Below are 21,119 nucleotides of genomic sequence, written 5' to 3'. Positions count from 1 at the left end.
GTGGTTATAAATAATAGGCCGTTATAATAAAGTGATGTAGAGTTCAAATTGAAATAGTGCAAAAAATTTGACTCTGTATCACAATAAGCCTAATGGGTATATTGATAAGAGCTAATTGATTACTGATAAACTATGTTGGCAAAACTTTCAAAAAAAGCAGATACGTCGCTCATCTTGGTCATTATTATGGGACTAGGATTGTCTCTGCTTGCCTACGTTTATGTTAAAAATTGGGAACAGGCTAAAATTTCCCAAACCCATCAAGAAAAAATCAATACTTATGTCCATTCATTACGTCAAGCTTTGCTCACCATAGACAATGTACTCAATTCAGTACAGGGTTTATACAATATTAGTGATTATATTACGCGGGAAAATTTCAAAGAATTTCTAAAAGATAAAGATTTCCACCAATATGGTATTCAAGCGATTGAATGGATTCCTTATGTCCCGGAGCAACAACGTTCAATACTAGAGCAGCGTATGTTACAGAACGGGTTAGACACATTTAGAATTTGGGAGCATTCCCCCTTCAATGAAAAGCAAACCGTACTTAATCGTGAACATTACTACCCCATTTTATTTACTGAGCCGATTTCTGACATCATCAATAAGCAGTGCTTAGGCTATGATATTGCCTCAGAGCCCACGCTTAAGCAGGCATTATATATTGCACGCGATACAGGGCGCATGAGCAGTAGTGGTGCAGTTTATATTGCAGGTAAAAATCAACTGGGCTTCCGTTCTTTTATTCCCATTTATCAACGCAATTCTGAACATGAAACCGTGGCAGAACGTCAACAAAACATTCGTGGCTTTGTGGTAAGTCTGGTGTTATTTGAGGACTTGGTTGAATCCGTATTGCGTATGCCTAAACAACGTTCAGATATTTTTGTCAAAATTATAGACACCTCACCCAATACGCTGCATACAATCTTATATGTCCCAAGTTGGTTTAAGCCAAGTGATTCGTTGGTTGAATTACAGAAAGTCCCCTTAGAACATGGCGGTCGGAGTTGGACATTAATTCTTGCTACATTAACCAATCAATATGGTTTTGCCCGTTTTAGTTATGCTTGGGTTGTATTGGCAGTCGGTATACTGTTTACTTTAGGCTTATGGCGATATTTATTTTTGACTTTAACTCGGGCGCATTGGGCTGAAGAGTTAGTCGGTGCTAGAACTCAAAGTTTACTAGAGGTTAATAATGCCTTAGATGAGAGCCGTCGTCGTTTTGAAGCCGTATTTGATGAAGCTGCCATGGGCATTGCTCAAACTGATTTGGACGGTACTATTTTAGACAGTAATAAGGCGTTACAAGATTTATTGGGCTATAACGAGCAAGAATTACAAGGCCGCAACTTACATTATTTGGCCCATAAAGATGATATCGATATTGATAAAGTCATGCGCGATAAAATGCTGACGGGTTTATACGATAATTACACAATAGGTAAACGTTATCGGAGTAAATTTAATGAAAGCGTGTGGACTAATCAAAACTGTTCTATCGTTCGAGATACAGCCCACCCATTCATTGTGGCGATGATTGAGGATATTACCGAACGCAAATGCGCTGAACAAGCCCGTTTAGAAGCTGAAAAGAAATACCGTGATATTTTTGAAAATGCGATTGAAGGTATTTTTCAATGCACGCCTTCTGGACATTATCTGAGTATCAATCCTGCTTTTGTGCGTATTTTTGGCTATCAATCTCCACAGGATATGTTTACCAAAATTACCGATATTGGGCAACAACTTTACGTGAATTCCAAACGCCACGCTGAATTCATCCAATTATTACAAACTAGTTCCCGAGTACAAAACTTTGAATATGAAGCCCGTTGTGCGGATGGCAATACGATTTGGGTAAGTGAAACAGTGCGAGTGGTGAGAGATGAAAACGGCGAAGTACGCTATTACGAAGGTATTGTAGAAGATATTTCCGAACGAAAACATATTGAGAAAAAATTACGTTATGACGCTTCGCATGACCAGTTAACAGGTTTATTTAATCGAGCTGCTTTTACCGAACGTCTAACAGCCCAATTACAACAATTGCACAGCCAAGTTGAAACGACGTTTGATGTCAGTATTCCGTTTGCGGTGTTATTTGCTGACTTAGACCGATTTAAAATCGTCAATGACAGTATGGGACATTTAGCAGGTGATAAATTACTGACCCAAATTGCACATCGCTTGCAGGCAGAGTTATCACGCTCTTCAGAAATAGTGGCACGTTTTGGTGGTGATGAATTTGCCATGATGTTAGAGAACATCCCCAATATCGAGGCCTTAGAACAACGGATTGAGAGAATTCAAGCTCAGTTATGTCAACCTTATTTCTTAGAAAATGAAACATTTAACACCACGGTAAGCATTGGGATTGCGATTGGTTCTGAAAACTATAAAAGTGCAGATGAAGTCTTGCGTGATGCAGATACTGCCATGTATGAAGCTAAAAAGCATGGACGAGGTAAAGCAATTTTATTCCAATCAGGTATGCACACCGATGTATTAAATTTATTGCGGACGGAATCTGACTTACGCAAAGCCTTAGAAAGAGAAGAATTTGTTGTTTATTATCAGCCAATTATTTCATTAGATACCCAAGCCACCATTGGCTTTGAGGCATTAGTCCGCTGGAATCATCCTGAGCGTGGTTTAGTCCCACCCGATAACTTCATCCCAGTTGCTGAGGAAACAGGTTTAATTCGAGAGATTGGTTTATGGGTATTTAAAACTGCTTGTGAGCAATTGCGCGACTGGCAACAGAAATTCCCACATTTTTCAGAGTTAGGGATTAATATCAACGTCTCTCCGATTCAATTGAAACAACCGCGTTTAGTCCAAGAAATTCAAGATATTTTGGATTATACGGGAGTCAAAGGTCCTTGTTGTCGGGTTGAAATTACTGAAAGCGCAATTATGCAAGACCCTGAAACTATTTTAAAAATGCTCAATGATTTAAAAAGTTTGAATGTACTTTTGTATATTGATGATTTTGGCACAGGTTACACTTCTTTAAGCTATTTGAAGAAATTCCCAGTTGATGCACTCAAGATTGATAAAAGCTTTATTAGCGAAATTTGTTATCCACAAGATAAACCAACTCAAATTGCCGAAGCGATTATTGCATTAGGGACTGCTTTTGATTTGAAAGTGGTTGCAGAAGGGGTTGAAAATGATTTTCAAATGTCTGTATTACAAGCAGCCCATTGTGACCATGTTCAAGGTTATTTATTCTCACGTCCACAATGCTCACTCGATACGGAAAACTATTTAAGCCAATTTCCGTTCCCACCTGCTGCTTAACCCATTGGTTGTCGCACATAAATATGAATGACTAAATATAATAGTTTGAAGAGTCAAAGGATATATAGTTAATTTCGTTTTGAGTGTTAGGACTGGCAGTCCTTTTATAATTTAAATATCAATCAGTTTTAAAATCGAGGACTGCCAGTCCTGTATCACTTTAAAGTAAAACGACTATACTATTTCCGCCAAACTCAAAAAAAGTCATAACCATGGTTTAAGAACTGTTTCTTTTTTGATATTGACTTATAAATGATTGGCCTTCTGGGGCTAAAATATCTCGGCTTTGTGTCCAAGCTTTACTCATAGGTGCACGTTTTAACCATCCGTTTCGACTCAATAATTTCAGTATTCTGATTTTTTTATTTACCATAAAACGATACATACTAGGATGAGTTGCCATATAGCCCCATAATTTCAAAGCCCAACTTTGCATCTTCGGTTGTAATTTTTTATCGAACTCATTGAACCGATGTTCACGCAATAATTTAGGCAAGGGGATTTTCATGGGACAGACTTCTTCGCAACGGCCACATAAGGTTGAGGCATTCGGCAAACTTGATGCTTCTTCAATCGAGCACAGTAACGGGGTTAATACCGAACCCATAGGACCGGGATATACCCAGCCGTAGGCATGACCGCCAACATTGCTATAGACAGGGCAGTGATTCATACATGCACCGCAACGAATACAATGCAACATATCCTCATGTGATGAGCCTAAAACCGATGAACGTCCATTATCTAGCAATACAACATGGAATTCATTAGCACCATCTAAATCGGCTTCCCGTTTTGCGCCTGTAATAAAACTGGTATAAGTTGAAAGGGTTTGACCTGTTGCACTGCGTGCTAATAAACGTAGAAAAACGTTAGCATCTTCTAAGCTAGGAATCACTTTTTCAATACTGGTCACTACAATGTGTACTCGTGGCAAGTGGCTGGCTAAATCGCCATTACCCTCGTTAGTCACTAATACAATAGAGCCTGTTTCTGCAATAAGAAAATTTGCCCCTGTAATACCAACATCAGCGGACACAAAATCATTACGTAAAACCTGTCGTGCAGAATCTACTAACTCTGAGACTTTATCTAATTTTTCAAAACCATGCTGTTGATGATGCTTATAAAATAAATCGCTGATTTCTTTGCGGGTTTTATGTACTGCTGGTGCAATAATATGGCTTGGTGGTTCTTCTGCTAATTGAATAATGTATTCACCTAAATCGGTTTCTACCACTTGGAATTTAGCTGCTTCTAAGGCTTCATTTAAGGCGATTTCCTCGCCAACCATGGATTTGCCTTTGATAATTTTTTTCGCATCGGCACGCTGGCAAATATCTACAATTTGTTCACAAGCGGTTTTGGCATCACTAGCCCAATGTACATGGCCATTTTGTTTCTCAACTTGCTTTTCAAATTCAGACAGGTAAAAGTCAAGATAAGATAAGCTATGTTCTTTAATTCCTTTTGCGGTGTCGCGTAATTGTTCAAATTCTGGGAGTGCATCTAAGGCCTTACGACGTTTATCAATAAAGCCACTCTTGGCACGCTGTAATGCTGCTTGCAAATTCTCATCATCTAATGCACGGCTAGCCTGTTTTTTAAATTGCTGCGATTTGATTTTCATCAATCTGCCTCACTTTTTTAGCCATTTTATAGGATTTTTCGGTACACCTTGATAACGAATTTCAAAATATAAGCTGGGTTCATGTTTACCGCCACTCGTCCCGACCTGTGCAATGACATCACGGGCTTCAACCCAATCACCCATTTTCACTAGTATGTTTTGATTGTGTCCATACAAACTCATATAGCCTTGTTGATGGTCTAAAATAACCAATAAACCTAAGTTACGAAACCATTGAGCAAAGATCACCCGACCTGCGGCAATCGCATGTACTTTTGACTGATAAGATGATTCAATCAGCAATCCTTGCCATTTAAGGTGACTGATTCGCTTTTGCCCAAAACGGCTGATAATTTTACCTTGTACAGGTAACTGCATATTGCCTTTGGCATTGGAAAAATCGACTTTTTTCGGACGTGGAATATGGGCTGCTAAATGGCCTAATTTGTTTATCAATCGTTCAAGTTGGCGTTTATCTTCCTGAAGTTGTTTTAGCTTTTTATCTTGTGACAGCATTTTTTTCTCAAGTTGCTGTAAGATTGTTTGTCGTTGTTGATAGCTGTGCTCAAGTTGGGTTTTATGTTCGGTTTGGTTATTTACTAATAATTGCAAATCATTAGTTTCTTGCTGAATCGCGCTATCTAATTGCTGAATTGAAGTCAACATTTGTTTAATTTGAGCAATTTGGCGGGTTTTATTCCGATTAAAATAATTGTAGTAGGTTAACACCCGTCCAACAGTAAAGGGGTCATCTTGATTCAACCACAATTTCAAATAATCTTGATGCCCCATCACATAACTGCTGCGAATATATTGGCTTAATATCGCACGCTGTTGGGTTAATTCTTGTTGTTGAACTGCTTGACGCTGTTGGGAATCTTTTAAGTTTAGTGTTTTAACCGATAATTCACCATGCAGCCGCTCTAACAAGCTAGATACTGCGCCAATATTTTCTTCACTGGCTTGGAGTTGTTTTTGTAATCGCCCATATTCTGTACGGGTATTATACATTTGAGCTTGTAGCTCTTTAATCTGTTGTTCAAGTTGCTGTAAGCGTTGCTGCATCGATAGATTTTCTGCTGCTAAGCAAAGCGGCATCCAAAATAATAGCAGTAATAGATAAATAATTGATTTAGTCACGTTGGGTATTTTTGTTACTGAATGAGGTTACTTTAGGTTTTAGACTGATTTTTTTCAAATATTTTTTTGTTTATCGTTTGATATTATCAATTCCTTTTGGTCTGTTGGGACTGCTTATCTTTCGAGGCTTGTTATTCCTACTATAGTCGTTTTACTTTAAAGTAATACAGGACTGGCAGTCCTGAGTTTTAAAGCTAATTGATATTTAAAGTTTTATAGGACTGCCAGTCCTAACATAACACTCAAAACAAAATTAACTATAGTTGAAAATTGATGACGATTAAAATGGATTCTACTATAGAAATGCTCTCACTCATGATGAACATTCATTTTGTCCCAATTGTTTCTGATTAAGCATCAACTTTAAACCCATTCAATCCAAATCTGATTTTTCTTAAGCATTATTCAGTACGCGATTGCCAGTCCGCGCCGTTTAAAGCATGATTGCCAATCAATTGTATAAAACTACTTATAAAAATCTGCTACTATAATCCGCAATTAAGATAAACCAACAACAAAGGATTGTGATGACTGTTCGTACTCGTTTTGCACCAAGTCCCACAGGCTACTTACACGTTGGCGGTGTACGTACTGCCTTATTTTCATGGCTTTATGCGCGTAAACATGAAGGTCAGTTTATTTTACGGATTGAAGATACTGATCGTGAGCGTTCAACACAGGAATCTGTTGATGCGATTTTAGAAGGCATGGCATGGCTTGGCCTGATGTACGATGAAGGCCCTTATTATCAAACCCAGCGTTTTCAACGTTATAAAGAGGTGATTAAACAGCTTTTAGACGAGGGTAAAGCCTATAAATGTTACTGCTCAAAAGAACGTTTAGACACCTTACGTGAAGGGCAAATGGCCAATAAAGAAAAGCCGCGCTACGATGGACATTGCCGTGATTCTCAACAAGAACCACCAGAAGGCGTGAAACCTGTGATTCGGTTTAAAAATCCGCAGGAAGGTGAAGTATTAATCAATGATTTAATCAAAGGCTCCGTCGTTTTCAAAAATACAGAGTTGGATGATTTAATTATTGCCCGTTCTGATAGCTCGCCGACTTATAATTTAACCGTGGTGGTTGATGATTGGGATATGGAAATTACTCATGTGATTCGTGGTGATGACCATTTGAATAATACCCCGCGTCAAATCAATATCTTAGAGGCTTTAGGCGCGCCGATTCCTGTTTATGCCCATGTGCCGATGATTTTAGGTGACGATGGTCAACGTTTATCTAAACGTCATGGTGCGGTCAGTGTGATGAATTATAAAGATGAAGGTTATTTGCCTGAAGCATTATTGAATTATTTGGTGCGTTTGGGTTGGTCACACGGCGATCAGGAAATTTTCTCGATTCAAGAAATGTTTGATTTATTTGAATTATCCGATGTTAATGGCAAACCTTCAGCATTTAATACTGAAAAATTAATTTGGCTCAATCAACATTATTTGAAAGAAGCCCCAAGAGATAGTGTTGCAACCCATTTGCTTTACCATTTGAATCAACAGGGTTTAGACATGGCGCAAGGTCCTTCGTTGATGAAATTGATTGAGGTGCAAGCTGAACGCTGTAAAACTTTGAAAGAATTAGTAGAAACCAGTATTTATTTCTTTACTGATAGTGTTGAATATGATGAAAAAGCAGTTAAGAAAAATTTCAAAGCGGCCGTCAAACAACCGTTAGCCACTTTGGGTGATAAATTAGCTGCATTATCTGTTTGGAATAAAGAAACCATTCACGGTGCGGTGGATGAAGTGGTACAGCAGTATGAATTGAAATTTGGCAAAGTTGCACAGCCATTACGTGTTGCAGTGACAGGTGGCGCGATGTCTCCTTCAATTGATGTGACTGTCGAATTGATTGGTCAAGAACGTGCTGTTAATCGAATTCAGAAAGCTTTAGAACTGTTTCCAGCGTAGAAATATAGTCATTTTACTTTAAAGTGATACAAGACTGGCAGCCCTAGATTTTAAAACTGATTGATATTTAAAGTATAAAAGGACTGCCAGTCCTCACACCCAAGATAGAATTGACTATAGTCCTAGCATTTAAAATCCTTTATGACTTTAGCCGCTAGGGCTACCCGTTATCAAACCCGTGCCTTAACAGCAATTATCATCAGCAGGGCAACAACTGGCTTTAAACCAAGACAAAATGGTTTTCTTATCTGGAACACTGCCCGCGTGAGCAATTTTTCCATTCACTACAACGCCTGGGGTGGACATAACGCCATAAGACATGATTTGCGCCATATCTTCGATTTTTTCCAACTGTACAGGAATGGCATTTTCTTGCGTGACTTCGTCAACTAATTTATATGTGGTTTGACAATTGGCGCAGCCTGAGCCTAGTATTTTAACTTCGAACATTTTGTTTACTCCTTAGTTCAACTCTTTGATCCAATCCGCAATTTTAGCTTTAATCGTGTCACGAATTTTACGGATTTCAACTAACTTCTGTTCCTCAGTGCCTTCTAATACTGAAGGGTCAGGGAAACTCCAATGTAAACGGGTTGTGACTCCTGGAAATATCGGACAGCGTTCTGCACTGGTTTCATCACATACCGTAATCACATACGAAAATAAATCGCCTGACTTAACGTAATCCATCACCGCATTGGTTTGCTTGTGTGAAATATCAACGCCTGCTTCTTGCATCACTTTGACTACTAACGGATTTAAGCTACCGGGTTCAATTCCAGCACTGTTTGCGATATAGTTATCCGCACACAATTCGTTAAACCATGCCTCAGCCATTTGACTGCGAGCGCTGTTATGAATACATACAAATAAAACCCGTTTTTTACCTGTCATAAACTACGCTCCCATCAAAATGAAGTTGAATAACCAACCGACTATAATAATAGACACCGTCAAAATAGTGGTGAATAAAGCCAATGCTTGCCATTGAATTACTTTTCTTAAAATGATAAGTTCGGGTAATGAAATCGCGGCAATACTCATCATAAAGGCTAACGTTGTCCCAATAGCCACTCCTTTGGTTAGCATTGCTTCGGCCAATGGAATCACCCCAACGGCATTTGAATATAAAGGCACGCCCAACAATACGGCCAATGGAACGGTGAATATGCTGTTACTACCTGATAAGCTTTCCGCCCATGATTGTGGAAAATAACCATGAAATAACGCGCCTGCACCCACGCCAAATACAACCCATTTCCAAATCCGCTGCACAATAGTTTTGACTTCTCCCATCGCATAATGGTGTCGTGCGTTATAAGAATTATCTTGTTGTAAATGCGGGGTTTCACCCATTTGGATTTTCCATACGTAAGATTCAACCCAACGTTCAGGCTTAAATTTTTCTATCACCACGCCACCCACATAAGCCACAACCAATCCTGACAACACGTAAAGTAGAGTCACTTTCCAGCCGACAATCCCCAGTAATAATACAACGGCAATTTCATTAATCATCGGACTGGCAATTAAAAATGAGAACGTCACACCCAGCGGAATCCCCGCTTCAACAAAGCCAATGAATAAAGGTACGGATGAACAAGAGCAAAAAGGTGTTACCGCACCTAAAGTAATTGCTAATAATCGCGCCATGACTTTTGAACGGCCACGCACATAATTTCGCACTGTTTCAGCGGCAATAAATGAACGAAACCATCCCATCAAATAAATAATTAATATCAACATGACAAAGATTTTAGTCACATCCATAATAAAAAAATGCAAAGTGTGCGCTAACGGTGCTTCAGCCTCTAAACCAAACAATCCGTAAACCAGACTATCAGCTAAATAAGTAAACATTATGAATCCCCTACTCGTTCACATTCAGGGCGATTACACATCGTGCTTAAGCGTTGATTATCTTGTTGAAATTGTTTTTTTGTTTGTAACTCAATCACCACTAAATCAATTAATTTTTTATCAAATTCAGATAATTCTGGACTCAAAGCATAAAACATCCATTGACCTTCCCGTCGTTGCGATAGTAGGCTGTTTAATTTCATCGTAGATAAATGGCGCGAGGTTTTCGGCTGTGATAGCTCTAGGGCGTAATTTAGTTCACACACGCATAATTCTTTATGTTGATGAATCAAAGCCAAGCAGCGTAAACGGGTTTCATCCGCTAACATTTGGAATAAATCTTTAATAGACATGTTTTTATATTTATATATGGATATGCGCATATCATAATGTATGGTTGGCAGTTGTCAAGATTTTTATTTCAACTACAGTTAATCCCGTTTAAAATATTATATTTAATGATAAGTATCAGTTGCTGGAGAAATAGGCAAGAAAGATTAGCTAAGAACCTTTAAAAGAATATCTCAAGAATAACCCAAACCATTTATCAAATGGGTAGAAAAAAGGCCACAATCTCCCCCTCACCTGATGAAACAGTAAGCAGTGGTTTATTAAGCTTAGATAAAAATTTTGCCGAACAAGCTCAGATTAAAGATGCGTGTAAAGCAGCAATTGCAGGGCAATTACCCACTGAGTTCCAACCGCTGTTAACATTCAAAGTCAATTTATATCGTTTCCCAAATGACTTTATAGGTGATTGGATTCCCAGCTTTGCCTCATATTTAAGCTCATCTACTTGTCAATAAAGGTCTTTGCTTCTATCTCATACAAATTGTAGAATTAATTTTATAATTTGTATGGGGATAAATTATGCGAGTAGCAGCATGTCTGTTTGTCTGACCAACATCGCACAAGCAGAGATTTCAATGAACAATGAGCCATTCTCAATTGACAATGGCTTGTACGATATTTCACAAAATTTAGGACAAACGGTTGGCAATAATCAATTTCACAGTTTTGATCGGTTTAGTTTAGATGCGGGTGAAACCGCTCAATTTTCAGGTTCGGAACAAATTCAAAATGTGATTTCTAGGGTAGTTGATCGTATATTGGTTACGACAATAATGTGGTGGTGATGCGGGTTCTATCACAACTCAAGCTCAACGATTGCAATTGACAGATAATGCAACAATCACAACTGAAGCAATTAGCAGCGACGACAGCATTGGCTTAATGGCTAAGAAATAGAAATTTTATAATACGGAGGAATAAATATAGACTTAAACCTTTCGATACATCATTGATGTGGTATCTAAAGCCTAGTAAGGAAAATTTTTTGAAGAGAAATAGCAGATGGTGGGTTGTATAGGATTCGAACCTATGACCATCGGATTAAAAGTCCGGTGCTCTACCAACTGAGCTAACAACCCGTCACTCAAAAGAAGTTCGCTATTATAATGAGCTATGAGAATATTGCAAGCCTTTTTTTCTATTTTTTTTCTATTTTTGAGGGTAAGTTTTGTGTTGCTGCAAAAATATCAGCTTGAACAGTGACTTGTGGTTGTAAATTAAAATGCTCCCAAGCTAAGCGAGTGGTCACACGACCTCTTGGCGTACGCATAATAAAGCCTTGCTGTAATAAATACGGCTCAATGACTTCCTCAATTGTGCCACGCTCTTCACCAATTGCAGCTCCAAGTGTATCTAACCCAACAGGCCCCCCTGAAAATTTTTCCATAATGGCTAACAACAGCTTTCTATCCATCAAGTCTAAGCCATAAATATCCACATTGAGCAAATTTAAGGCTTGTTGGGCCGTTTGTTTGGTAATTTTCCCATCACTCTTAACTTGGGCATAATCTCGTACTCGGCGTAATAAACGATTTGCAATACGAGGTGTACCCCGTGAACGTTTCGCAATCTCTAAAGCCCCCATTTCGTCCATATCCATGGCTAAAATTGATGCGGAACGATTAACAATATGCGCAAGGTCTTCATGGCTGTAAAATTCTAAACGTTGCGTAATGCCAAAACGATCGCGTAATGGTGAAGTCAATAAGCCAGCACGTGTTGTTGCACCCACCAAAGTAAACGGCTGTAAGTCCAATTTAATCGAACGTGCAGAAGGCCCTTCCCCAATCATAATATCAAGCTGACAGTCTTCCATTGCAGGATAAAGTACTTCTTCAATAACAGGGCTGAGGCGATGAATTTCATCGATAAACAATACATCGTATGGTTCTAAATTGGTTAATAATGCAGCCAAATCTCCCGCTTTTTCCAGCACGGGCCCTGAAGTTTGGCGTAAATTCACCCCCATTTCGTATGCAATAATATGTGATAAAGTGGTTTTTCCTAAACCGGGTGGGCCAAAAATCAACACGTGATCTAAAGCTTCCTGACGTGCTCGAGCAGCCGAAATAAAAATGTCCATTTGCTCACGCACACAAGGTTGTCCTTCATAATCAGTCAATAATTTAGGACGTAATGCTTTATCTAATTTAGGATCATCCTGACGTGTATCAGGACTAATAAGGCGTTCTGTTTCTATAACCACAAGTTTTTACAATTCTTAAAGGAGAGCTTGAATATTTTAACTGCTGTAAACAACTTCCTCAAATGAAAAAGGTTTGTTTAAAAGAAATTAAAGACAATATCAAAGGGATTAATGGATTATTTTTGAACAGTTTATCAATTGCTGACATCAATTCAATTTGTTGTTTTGTAGAAAAACGCATCTATAAAGAGCCATATTCTTAATAATATTAAAGGTACGGCTCTCTGAATTATTAGTTCTTTTTATACGCTTTCACTTGTTTATCTAACATCATTGGTACTAATAGCAGCCCTTTTTCTACAATGTATTCGTGGTCTGCTGAACCTTGATTGTAGTCCATGAGTTCTTGTGCTTGACCTTCAGCGGAAACTGCAAATAATTTGCCTGCCATCCAGTCTGTTACGTAATAGCCATCCGCGCCATCTGATTTCACGCCATCTACATTCGCAAAGCCTTCTGTTGCACCTAATGGCACAATTTTACTGTTATCATCATAAGCAATCGCTTTTAAATAACCTGTTTCAGAGGTTTGAAAGCCTTCTGTACGAATCCCCCAGCTTCCAACAATTAAACGTTCTTCCTCAGCAAATAAACCATTGGGACTGGCTAATGCGGCATCTTGAATCCAAACCTTAAATTCACCATCACACAAACAGTGAATTGTATCCGTAAACATGTCTGATACATACACATTACCTTTGCTATCCACCGTGACATCATTTAAGAACTTAGCATTTTCTGCTACATAACGTTGGGTAACTTCGCCTGCATCAATATCAATCGCAACCAAGGCATTAATATCAGATACATACAAAGTATGTTCAGTTACTGCCATTCCTTTAGGCGCGTTTAAACCCTCGACTACCCAAGCAGCATCTAATGTTTTTCCTTCCAAACTCACAATTGAAATGTAACCTTTACCATCCATCTCAAGTGCTTGACCTTGTATATTGGATATATATAGGCGCTCACGCTTTGCATCATAAGCAACAGATTCAGGTCTATCTAAGCCCTCATTCAATGTCCAGACTTCGGTAAATGTGGTTTCGGCGTAAACTTGAGTGGCTAAACCTAAGGTCACAACAACGATAGCAGATTTAAATAATGACATATCACACCTTCATAGATTGCAAGATAGAAAAAAGGTAGTGCTATAAAATACAGTACATAAAGAGCTACTCATTCTGTATTTCAATAATTGACTAGCCTACCAAAGATAAAATTGTATTCTAGCAAAGATTTAGAGGGTTTGAAGGGTGATAAATAGATGGGATCAACAATTCCAAGCAATTCTCAAGACAAATGGCTTAACAAATGTAGGTAGTCTTTATTGATTTGTGTATCAACGGCTTTCAATTTGTCTATGGTTTTACAGCCATGCAAAACTGTCGTGTGGTCACGGCCACCAAACACATTACCAATTTCAGGTAAGCTGTGCTCGGTTAATTCTTTTATCAATAACATGGCCATTTGGCGTGGACGCACAATTTGACGGTGACGGCGTTTTGAACATAGCTCAGCGATTGAGACTTTATAATAATCAGCAACCAATTCTTGAATCACTTGAGCCGTAATCTCTTGTTTTCTAATGGAACATAAATCTTCTAAAGTAGATTGCGCACTGTCTAAAGTGATCTTTTGACGCAATAAACGGGCAACGGCAATTAAGCGGTTTAAAGCCCCTTCTAGCTCTCTAACATTAGATTGAATATGTTCGGCAATAAAACTATTAACATCAGTTGGCAACTCAATTTTAGCTAAACGGGCTTTGGTTTCTAAAATAGTTAAGCGGGTAGAATAATCAGGAGGCGTAATAGAAACGCTTAAACCACTACTAAAGCGTGATTTTAAACGGTCTTCCATACCTTGAATCTTTTGTGGCACACGGTCGCAAGCCAATACGATTTTATTTTTATTGTCTTCAAGTAACACATTGAACGTATGATACAGCTCTTCTTGAGAGCGCATTTTATTTGCAAAAAACTGCACATCATCAATGAGCAAGGTATCGAGTGAGCGATAGCGTTTTTTAAAATCACTCATTTTATTTTCAGTTAATGCTTTTACCATTTCATTAACAAACTGTTCAGCACGAACATAGCTGACTTTAGCACCCGGTTGACGAGAAATAATATGATTGCCCACCGCGTGCATTAAATGGGTTTTGCCTAAACCAACACCACCGTAAATAAACAACGGGTTATAGCCACCTTGCTCCGCAAATTGAAATGAGGCAAATTGTGCTAAACGATTCGATTCACCTGTAACAAAGCTATTAAAATTGAGTTGAGGATTTAAATGGGTTGAGAAACTTTCTGCCGTAATTGGGCTGCGGCCAATCGTACGTTTTTGCTGACTGCTTCTAGGACTACCCACTTGAATAGATAATTTTGGCTCTTGTTTAGGCCTAACATGAGTGATAACCGTATCAATATGCTGTTGGTATTCTTTTTTAATTCGCTCCAATACAAACTGATTAGGGGCATATAGACGCAAGCAGTCCTCATCCTCATCTGCTTGTAGAGGACGTATCCAAGTATTAAAATCTTTGGGCGTAAGCTTTTGCTCCAAATAGCCAAGACACTGATTCCACAACTGGGCGGACACGGTTGATTTACCTCCAAGGTAAATTTCTTAAAATCAAAAAGTTACTTAACAATTTAGATAATCGTTCTTAAAAAACGTCTGTAATTTGTTGTATTTATACACAAAAAGAATGGGTAGCCAATTTTGCCTTTTATATCAAAATGCTACGAGCCATTGGTATGGCTATAAGTCCTGCAAGAAACAGCACTTGAGATATTGGTAGTCAGTTTATACTCGATTGCACTAACAATCTAGTGCCTTTATAACTGCTTGTTTTACGGTTATCATATTGATTTAAATATGTTTTTTTTGACCTAAAAATACCGTTTTGTAGTATATTTAATAGATATATCAAATACATAATTCATTTATTAGTTTTTTTACCAATTATCATTTTTTATCCGCCGCCTTGTCCCACAAATCAAGGGCGCAATAAGATAACTGATAATAGAGAAAAACGCAATGTAAAATTTATCTGGGACTGGCATATCTAAATGAGTAATAAACAGATTTTTCAATATTCAAGTTCAAAAAAACAATTCTTAAGGAAAACTTTAATTATTCAACTATGGAGAGCGTCATTATCATTGAGAATCTCATAGTACTATACTATAATCTTTGGCCTAACTCGCTTTATCTGTATTACGTGACGTAAACATAGCTAAGCTAAAGACAAAAGGATATATTATTTTATGGCAGCTCAAAGCTTACAAGAACAAGAGACTTTGGCTAATACCTTACTAGATAATGGAAAAGGTGCAGAAGCTGTCAATGCTTTTCAGTCGTTAATTGCTTTAAATCCTCCCAATACTGACTGGCTTTATTATCAATTAGGTAAAGCTTATAGCTTAGATAAAAAATGGCCTAAAGCTGCAGGGTCGTTTATGCAGGCGTTAAAGCTTAATCCTCAGCTAGCTATTGCAGCAGTGGCATTTGGTGATACTTCAGTTGCAATGAAAGCTTATGAAGAAGCTGAAAAAGCTTATTTACATGCCTTAAAATTCAAAAATATCCATCCAGAATTAGCTCAATCTTATTTACGTCTTGGTGAAATTTTAACCAATAACAAGCAGTATGAATTTGCGCTTCACGCTTATAAAAATACATTAGATTTGGATAAAAACCTACGTCCTCAGCTACTTGAAACTTATAAAGCTTTGGGTGAACTGCTTAATCAAGAAAACAAAACAGAATTAGCACAGCAGGTTACCAAACGTGCAAATACAATTGAAGAAGAAATTGTAGCAGAAAAAGCAGTAGATGAAATAGATGAAAATGAGTTGCTGTTGTTACAGTTGCATCAGACCCAAGAAGAATTAGAACGCTTATTTTTTAAAAACGATGAATTAGAAAAGGTCAATGCCGAAAAGCAAAAGCAGATGGAATCTTTAGAAAAGGCCAATGCCGAAAAGCAAAAGCAGATGGAGTCTTTGGAAAACGCCAATATTGAAAAGCAAAAACAATTAGAAAGAGCCAATGCTGAAACTACTAAAAAATTAACCCAAATGATTTCAAAGCGTGATGAGCAAGCAAGACTAATATCAGAACAACAAGCCCAGTTAACATTATTGACAAATAGTCATGCAGAAACAACCGTCAATTTAGCAAAAACAACATCTCAGTTATCAAGATTAATAACAAAAAATGATGAACCTACCAGTAATTCTTCTCCTTATGCCCATAATCGAACTTTAACTGAAAAACTTAATCAACGTATCAGAGCATTTCTTATTGATGTGTTACATAAAGAAGATGTAAAGCCTTCATATGTAGATTATTTAGCATTGAAGGCAGTTGAAATTGAAAAGGGTAGTATAGGTCGTCTTGCTACTACTGTACAGGATGCTGTTATTCGACAAGCTGTAGCCGAATCTATTACAGATAAACATTTGGGTATACTTGAAATTGGTGCATTATATGGGGTTAATTTAGCGATTCTTTATAATCATTGTATTCCTTACTTTGATTCTATGAAAATGATTTGTCTTGATCCATTTGATGGTTATTACGGTAAACCAATGGATCAGCAGCTAGGGATTCCTGTTACCTCGAAGCTTTTTCGTAGAAATATGCAAAGCGCAAATATTCCAACCGACTCTTACACTTTGATTCAACGTTATAGTACAGATGAAGAAGCAATAACTCAGGCAAGTCAAGAAAAAATAACATTACTCATCATAGATGGTGACCATACTTATGAAGGTATAAAGTTTGACTATCAAAATTATTTACCTTTATTGCAACCAAATGGTCTTCTTATTGTTGATGACTATAACGCAAAAGAATGGCCAGGGGTTCAAGAGTATGTAGACCAAGTCATTAAAAGAGATGATACTTGTGAATTCATAGGTTCATTTTCTCGTACTGCAATTTTTCGGAAAAAAGCTTAATACTCTGATGCCAATCGATAGAATAACTATTCAAATACAACTATTAGGTCAAAATGGTTGTATATTCTATTTTCCTCATGCAACATTGTATATTGACCCTTATCTTTCTCATTCTGTCCAAGAGCTAGATTCGCCAGATATTCAACGTTTGCAGGATGTTCCAATACAACCAAGTGATGTACATGATGCAGATTATGTGCTTATTACACATGAACATATTGACCACTGCGATCCGCATACACTATCTGCTTTATCTAAAGCCTCTCCTCAAGCACAGTTTATAGCTCCCAAACCTGTAGTGCAGATTTTACATACTTGGAATATTCATCAAGAACGTTGTACTATTGCGACAGAACAGTGGATGCCCGTTACATCAAACCTTAAAATACAAACCACCCTTGCTGCTCATCCTCAAATTGAACGAGATTCTCAAGGCTATTTGCGCTTTGTAGGCTATATGTTGAATTATAAAGATAAATTAATTTACATTGCGGGAGACACGAGTGTAAATGATGAGTTAATTAAAAGCTTAAGGTTATTCGATAGAATTGATGTTGCATTTTTACCTGTTAATGAACGAAATTATTTTCGTGAACGGCGGGGGATTACTGGTAACATGAGTGTGAGAGAAGCATTTTTACTAGCCCAAGAAGTTAATATTCAAAAAGTCATACCTGTGCATTGGGATATGTTTGCAATTAATTCTGTTTCTCCAGTTGAAATACAAACTGTTTACAATAATATGCAAGCTTCATTTGAATTGTTAATGCAGCCCAGTGAAATCACATTATAATGAAGCTTGCTAGTATTATTATCAGAACCTTAAATGAAGCTCAATATCTTGAACAATTGCTTCAATCTATTCTTTTACAACAAAGCAATCAAATTACTTGGGAAGTTATTTTAGTAGACTCAGGCTCAACTGACACAACATTAGAAATTGCACAGCGTTATTCATGTAAAATTATACATATTCAACGCCAAGAATTTTCATTTGGGCGCTCATTAAATATGGGTTGTGATACTGCTTTAGGTGATTTTTTAGTGATGATTAGCGGGCATTGCGTACCTTGCTCTTCTCACTGGTTAGAATCTTTGTGCAAACCATTACTATCAAATCAAGCAGACTACACTTATGGTCGGCAAATTGGTGGTGAACATAGCTGTTATAGTGAAAAGCGTATTTTTGCTAAATATTTTCCTGAACAAAGTCAAATCCCTCAATCTGGTTTTTTCTGTAATAATGCCAATGCAGCTATTTCTAAACAAGCTTGGGCAAAACATCATTTTGATGAAGAGTTAACAGGTTTAGAAGACATGGGGTTGGCTAAAATATTGATTGAAAATAGCGGCGAAATTGCCTATGTTGCTGAAGCATGTGTTTATCATTACCACCAAGAAACTTGGGCACAAGTAAAACGCCGTTTTGAGCGAGAAGCGATTGCATTACAAGGTATTATGCCTCAAATACATATTCGCAAACGTGATTTATTTCGTTACATTATTACCAGTATATTGAAAGATGAATATCATGCTTATCAAGATGGTGTTTTATTTAACAAATTTTCTGAAATTATCCTATACCGATTTTGGCAGTATTGGGGAGCTTACAAAGGCAATCATGAGCATCGCAAACTATCGCACGAGCAAAAAGAACGCTATTTTTATCCGTACTAATATTGAACAGGATTAAGTTATGAATTCGGATTCCAAAAAAATTATTGCCTTATTACCTATGAAAGCAAATAGTGAGCGGGTAAAAGGTAAAAATTTTCGAGATTTTTGTGGTAAACCATTATTTCGCTGGATATTAGATACATTACTTGCGGTTAAGGCTATTGATTCAGTTGTTATTAACACCGATGCGCGGCATATTTTAGCTGAAAATGATTTAGTTGAAAGTGAGCGAGTCATCATCCGAGATCGCAAGCCCGAAATTTGTGGCGATATGGTCAGTATGAATAAAATTTTAACAGATGATATAAACAATATTGATGCTGATACTTATCTCATGACCCATGTGACCAATCCCCTTATATCATCAAAAACAATTGAACAGGCGTTAACCCAGTTTATTCAAGCTCAAAAAAATAACCAAGCTGACTCATTATTTACCGTCAATAAAATTCAAACACGCTTTTATCATGCTGATGGCTCGGCAGTCAATCATGACCCTGATAATTTAATTCGTACACAAGATTTAGAACCTTGGTTTGAAGAAAATTCAAATTTATATATTTTTACCAAACAAAGTTTTGCCACAACCAATGCACGTATCGGTCAAAATCCAACTATGTATACCATGTCCAAATTTGAATCAATTGACATTGACGAACCAGAAGATTGGGAAATGGCAGAAATTGCTGCTCGATATTTTCTGCAAAAAGAGGCAACAAAATGAAAGTGCTCGTCACATGTCCACCAATGTTAGGCTTAATTGATGAGTTTATTCCCATTGCAGCAAAACAGAATATTGAGTTAGTCCCTGCAAAAGTGACACAAATATTATCAGAAGCAGAATTAATCAAATTATTACCACAATATGATGGTTGGATAATTGGTGATGATCCCGCAACTCGTCAAGTATTTGAAGCGGGTAAAGTGGGGAACTTAAAAGCTGCGGTCAAGTGGGGAATTGGAGTAGATAATGTGGATTTTGTCGCATGTCAAGATTTAGATATTCCCATTACCAATACGCCAAATATGTTTGGTGCTGAAGTTGCGGATGTTGCATTGACTTATGTAATTAGCCTCGCACGAGATTTATTTACCATTGATAGAGAAATCCGTCAACACGGTACATGGCCAAAGCCTGCGGGTATGAGTTTGCAAGATAAAAAAGCGGGTTTAGTGGGTTTTGGTGACATTGGTCAAAATTTAGCTAAACGCCTAATAGCCTGTGGAATGCAGGTTGTTGCTTACGATCCTTGTGTTAATGGTAATCAAAATATACAAGGTGTAGAACGAATAAATTGGCCGCAACAAGTTGAAGCAATGGATTTTCTCATTTTTACTTGTTCATTGAATGACAAAAATTATCACATGCTCAATGCAGAAATTTTAGCAAAATGCAAAACAGGTATCTTTGTTATTAATGTTGCCCGAGGTGGTTTAGTTGATGAAGCTGCGCTGATTCAAGCTTTGCAATCGGGGCAAGTAGCAGCGGCTGCCTTAGATGTTTTTGAACAAGAACCATTACCTAAAGATTCACCATTACGACAAATGCCTCAATGTATTTTTGGCTCGCATAATGGCTCTAATACCAAAGATGCTGTGCGCCGTGCAAGTTTAGAAGCGATGACTAAATTATTTGAGTTTTTACATGCCCCAGCATAAGACAGCAGAACAACAGCCCTTCATATTAATAACAGGGGCTTGTGGTGGTATTGGACAAGCATTAGTGGAAGTGTTTGCACAAACTAATTATCAAGTGATAGCAACTGATATTAATCAAGCTCCTAGTAATTTACCATGTCATTATTTTATTCAAGCTGACTTACAACGTACTGTACAAGATGAAATTTATGCGCAGCAAATATTTTCTCAAATTAAGAATTGTTTAACTGGTAAAAGCTTAAAAGGATTAATTAATAATGCGGCCGTGCAAATTTTAAGAAATTTTGATACACTTTCACGTAATGATTGGTACGCCACATTAGAGGTTAATTTGCTTGCACCTGTTATTTGGACTCAAGCACTCCTAACGGAATTGG

Annotated in this window: 19 protein-coding genes and 1 tRNA gene; 10 read left to right on the top strand and 10 right to left on the bottom strand. The window is 37.6% G+C overall.

What is annotated here, in order from left to right:
- Nucleotides 1–198 precede the first annotated feature (198 nt).
- On the top strand, nt 199–3,315 hold the full coding sequence (locus tag ABXH34_RS06285) for a bifunctional diguanylate cyclase/phosphodiesterase (protein WP_353571014.1): 3,117 nt from the start codon (nt 199–201) through the stop codon (nt 3,313–3,315).
- A 217-nt stretch (nt 3,316–3,532) separates the two neighbouring features.
- Here the strand turns inward: ABXH34_RS06285 and ABXH34_RS06280 are convergent, their stop codons facing one another.
- Both ABXH34_RS06280 and ABXH34_RS06275 read right to left on the bottom strand, forming a co-directional pair.
- Complete coding sequence (locus ABXH34_RS06280) at nt 3,533–4,945, bottom strand: LutB/LldF family L-lactate oxidation iron-sulfur protein (protein WP_353571013.1); 1,413 nt, start codon at nt 4,943–4,945, stop codon at nt 3,533–3,535.
- A gap of 9 nt (nt 4,946–4,954) precedes the next feature.
- Entirely contained in the window at nt 4,955–6,085 is a 1,131-nt protein-coding gene (locus ABXH34_RS06275; RefSeq protein WP_353571012.1) for a murein hydrolase activator EnvC family protein, read from the bottom strand.
- A 527-nt stretch (nt 6,086–6,612) separates the two neighbouring features.
- Between ABXH34_RS06275 and gltX the strand changes: the two genes are divergently transcribed.
- Nucleotides 6,613–8,013, top strand: coding sequence for a glutamate--tRNA ligase (gltX, locus tag ABXH34_RS06270; RefSeq protein WP_353571011.1), 1,401 nt, complete (start codon nt 6,613–6,615; stop codon nt 8,011–8,013).
- Between the two features lie 183 nt (nt 8,014–8,196).
- On the opposite strand, the gene ABXH34_RS06265 is transcribed toward gltX, so the two are convergent.
- Genes ABXH34_RS06265 through ABXH34_RS06250 form a run of 4 tightly spaced genes read right to left on the bottom strand, consistent with a single transcriptional unit; the run spans nt 8,197 to nt 10,226 of the window.
- The gene (locus ABXH34_RS06265; RefSeq protein WP_353571010.1) at nt 8,197–8,463 is read right to left on the bottom strand and encodes a thioredoxin family protein; all 267 of its coding nucleotides are present in this window, start codon (nt 8,461–8,463) and stop codon (nt 8,197–8,199) included.
- Between the two features lie 12 nt (nt 8,464–8,475).
- Nucleotides 8,476–8,907, bottom strand: a complete 432-nt coding sequence (locus tag ABXH34_RS06260) for an arsenate reductase ArsC (RefSeq protein WP_353571009.1) — start codon at nt 8,905–8,907, stop codon at nt 8,476–8,478.
- Nucleotides 8,908–8,910: 3 nt separating this feature from the next.
- A complete protein-coding gene (locus tag ABXH34_RS06255) occupies nt 8,911–9,873 on the bottom strand; it encodes a permease (RefSeq protein WP_353571008.1) in 963 nt (320 codons plus the stop codon).
- Entirely contained in the window at nt 9,873–10,226 is a 354-nt protein-coding gene (locus ABXH34_RS06250) for an ArsR/SmtB family transcription factor (protein WP_353571007.1), read from the bottom strand. Before ABXH34_RS06250 ends, ABXH34_RS06255 begins: the two co-directional genes overlap by 1 nt.
- 198 nt (nt 10,227–10,424) lie before the next feature.
- On the opposite strand from ABXH34_RS06250, the gene ABXH34_RS06245 reads away from it, so the two are divergent.
- Together ABXH34_RS06245 and ABXH34_RS06240 are read left to right on the top strand one after the other, a co-directional pair.
- On the top strand, nt 10,425–10,679 hold the full coding sequence (locus tag ABXH34_RS06245; RefSeq protein ID WP_353571006.1) for a hypothetical protein: 255 nt from the start codon (nt 10,425–10,427) through the stop codon (nt 10,677–10,679).
- Nucleotides 10,680–10,757: 78 nt separating this feature from the next.
- Nucleotides 10,758–11,009: a hypothetical protein gene (locus ABXH34_RS06240; protein WP_353571005.1), complete on the top strand. Its 252-nt coding sequence runs from the start codon at nt 10,758–10,760 to the stop codon at nt 11,007–11,009.
- 218 nt (nt 11,010–11,227) lie between these two features.
- Here the strand turns inward: ABXH34_RS06240 and ABXH34_RS06235 are convergent.
- From ABXH34_RS06235 to dnaA, 4 genes are all read right to left on the bottom strand, one after another.
- Nucleotides 11,228–11,303 (bottom strand) — tRNA-Lys (locus tag ABXH34_RS06235).
- Between the two features lie 59 nt (nt 11,304–11,362).
- Complete coding sequence (ruvB, locus tag ABXH34_RS06230; RefSeq protein WP_353571004.1) at nt 11,363–12,430, bottom strand: Holliday junction branch migration DNA helicase RuvB; 1,068 nt, start codon at nt 12,428–12,430, stop codon at nt 11,363–11,365.
- 232 nt (nt 12,431–12,662) lie between these two features.
- Nucleotides 12,663–13,541: an SMP-30/gluconolactonase/LRE family protein gene (locus ABXH34_RS06225; RefSeq protein ID WP_353571003.1), complete on the bottom strand. Its 879-nt coding sequence runs from the start codon at nt 13,539–13,541 to the stop codon at nt 12,663–12,665.
- Between the two features lie 182 nt (nt 13,542–13,723).
- Nucleotides 13,724–15,037 carry a chromosomal replication initiator protein DnaA gene (gene dnaA / locus ABXH34_RS06220; protein ID WP_353571002.1) on the bottom strand — a complete coding sequence of 438 codons (1,314 nt, stop codon included), beginning with the start codon at nt 15,035–15,037 and terminating at the stop codon, nt 13,724–13,726.
- 671 nt (nt 15,038–15,708) lie between these two features.
- On the opposite strand from dnaA, the gene ABXH34_RS06215 reads away from it, so the two are divergent.
- The 6 genes from ABXH34_RS06215 to ABXH34_RS06190 form a co-directional block, all read left to right on the top strand.
- Nucleotides 15,709–17,406, top strand: a complete 1,698-nt coding sequence (locus tag ABXH34_RS06215; protein ID WP_353571001.1) for a class I SAM-dependent methyltransferase — start codon at nt 15,709–15,711, stop codon at nt 17,404–17,406.
- Between the two features lie 7 nt (nt 17,407–17,413).
- Nucleotides 17,414–18,199, top strand: a complete 786-nt coding sequence (locus ABXH34_RS06210; RefSeq protein WP_353571000.1) for an MBL fold metallo-hydrolase — start codon at nt 17,414–17,416, stop codon at nt 18,197–18,199.
- Nucleotides 18,199–19,083, top strand: coding sequence for a glycosyltransferase family 2 protein (locus tag ABXH34_RS06205; protein ID WP_353570999.1), 885 nt, complete (start codon nt 18,199–18,201; stop codon nt 19,081–19,083). Before ABXH34_RS06210 ends, ABXH34_RS06205 begins: the two co-directional genes overlap by 1 nt.
- Before the next feature lie 19 nt (nt 19,084–19,102).
- Nucleotides 19,103–19,807: an acylneuraminate cytidylyltransferase family protein gene (locus tag ABXH34_RS06200; RefSeq protein ID WP_353570998.1), complete on the top strand. Its 705-nt coding sequence runs from the start codon at nt 19,103–19,105 to the stop codon at nt 19,805–19,807.
- Complete coding sequence (locus tag ABXH34_RS06195; protein ID WP_353570997.1) at nt 19,804–20,742, top strand: phosphoglycerate dehydrogenase; 939 nt, start codon at nt 19,804–19,806, stop codon at nt 20,740–20,742. The genes ABXH34_RS06200 and ABXH34_RS06195 overlap by 4 nt, the downstream gene beginning before the upstream one ends.
- A partial coding sequence (locus tag ABXH34_RS06190; protein WP_353570996.1) for an SDR family oxidoreductase occupies nt 20,729–21,119 on the top strand: 391 nt, incomplete at its 3' end. The genes ABXH34_RS06195 and ABXH34_RS06190, both read left to right, overlap by 14 nt.

It is taken from the genome of Candidatus Albibeggiatoa sp. nov. BB20, assembly GCA_016744725.1.
GTDB lineage: Bacteria > Pseudomonadota > Gammaproteobacteria > Beggiatoales > Beggiatoaceae > Albibeggiatoa.
This window is presented reverse-complemented; position numbering and strand designations above follow the sequence as displayed.

What these genes read in the sequence shown, in the direction of transcription:
- ABXH34_RS06240 (WP_353571005.1), top strand. Translation starts at nt 10,758, where the DNA reads ATGTCTGTTTGTCTGACCAACATCGCACAAGCAGAGATTTCAATGAAC.
- ABXH34_RS06245 (WP_353571006.1), top strand. Translation starts at nt 10,425, where the DNA reads ATGGGTAGAAAAAAGGCCACAATCTCCCCCTCACCTGATGAAACAGTA.
- ABXH34_RS06225 (WP_353571003.1), bottom strand. Translation starts at nt 13,541, where the DNA reads ATGTCATTATTTAAATCTGCTATCGTTGTTGTGACCTTAGGTTTAGCC.
- ABXH34_RS06265 (WP_353571010.1), bottom strand. Translation starts at nt 8,463, where the DNA reads ATGTTCGAAGTTAAAATACTAGGCTCAGGCTGCGCCAATTGTCAAACC.
- ABXH34_RS06205 (WP_353570999.1), top strand. Translation starts at nt 18,199, where the DNA reads ATGAAGCTTGCTAGTATTATTATCAGAACCTTAAATGAAGCTCAATAT.
- ABXH34_RS06215 (WP_353571001.1), top strand. Translation starts at nt 15,709, where the DNA reads ATGGCAGCTCAAAGCTTACAAGAACAAGAGACTTTGGCTAATACCTTA.
- ABXH34_RS06210 (WP_353571000.1), top strand. Translation starts at nt 17,414, where the DNA reads ATGCCAATCGATAGAATAACTATTCAAATACAACTATTAGGTCAAAAT.
- ABXH34_RS06255 (WP_353571008.1), bottom strand. Translation starts at nt 9,873, where the DNA reads ATGTTTACTTATTTAGCTGATAGTCTGGTTTACGGATTGTTTGGTTTA.
- ABXH34_RS06200 (WP_353570998.1), top strand. Translation starts at nt 19,103, where the DNA reads ATGAATTCGGATTCCAAAAAAATTATTGCCTTATTACCTATGAAAGCA.
- ABXH34_RS06280 (WP_353571013.1), bottom strand. Translation starts at nt 4,945, where the DNA reads ATGAAAATCAAATCGCAGCAATTTAAAAAACAGGCTAGCCGTGCATTA.
- ABXH34_RS06250 (WP_353571007.1), bottom strand. Translation starts at nt 10,226, where the DNA reads ATGTCTATTAAAGATTTATTCCAAATGTTAGCGGATGAAACCCGTTTA.
- ABXH34_RS06195 (WP_353570997.1), top strand. Translation starts at nt 19,804, where the DNA reads ATGAAAGTGCTCGTCACATGTCCACCAATGTTAGGCTTAATTGATGAG.
- gltX (WP_353571011.1), top strand. Translation starts at nt 6,613, where the DNA reads ATGACTGTTCGTACTCGTTTTGCACCAAGTCCCACAGGCTACTTACAC.
- ABXH34_RS06260 (WP_353571009.1), bottom strand. Translation starts at nt 8,907, where the DNA reads ATGACAGGTAAAAAACGGGTTTTATTTGTATGTATTCATAACAGCGCT.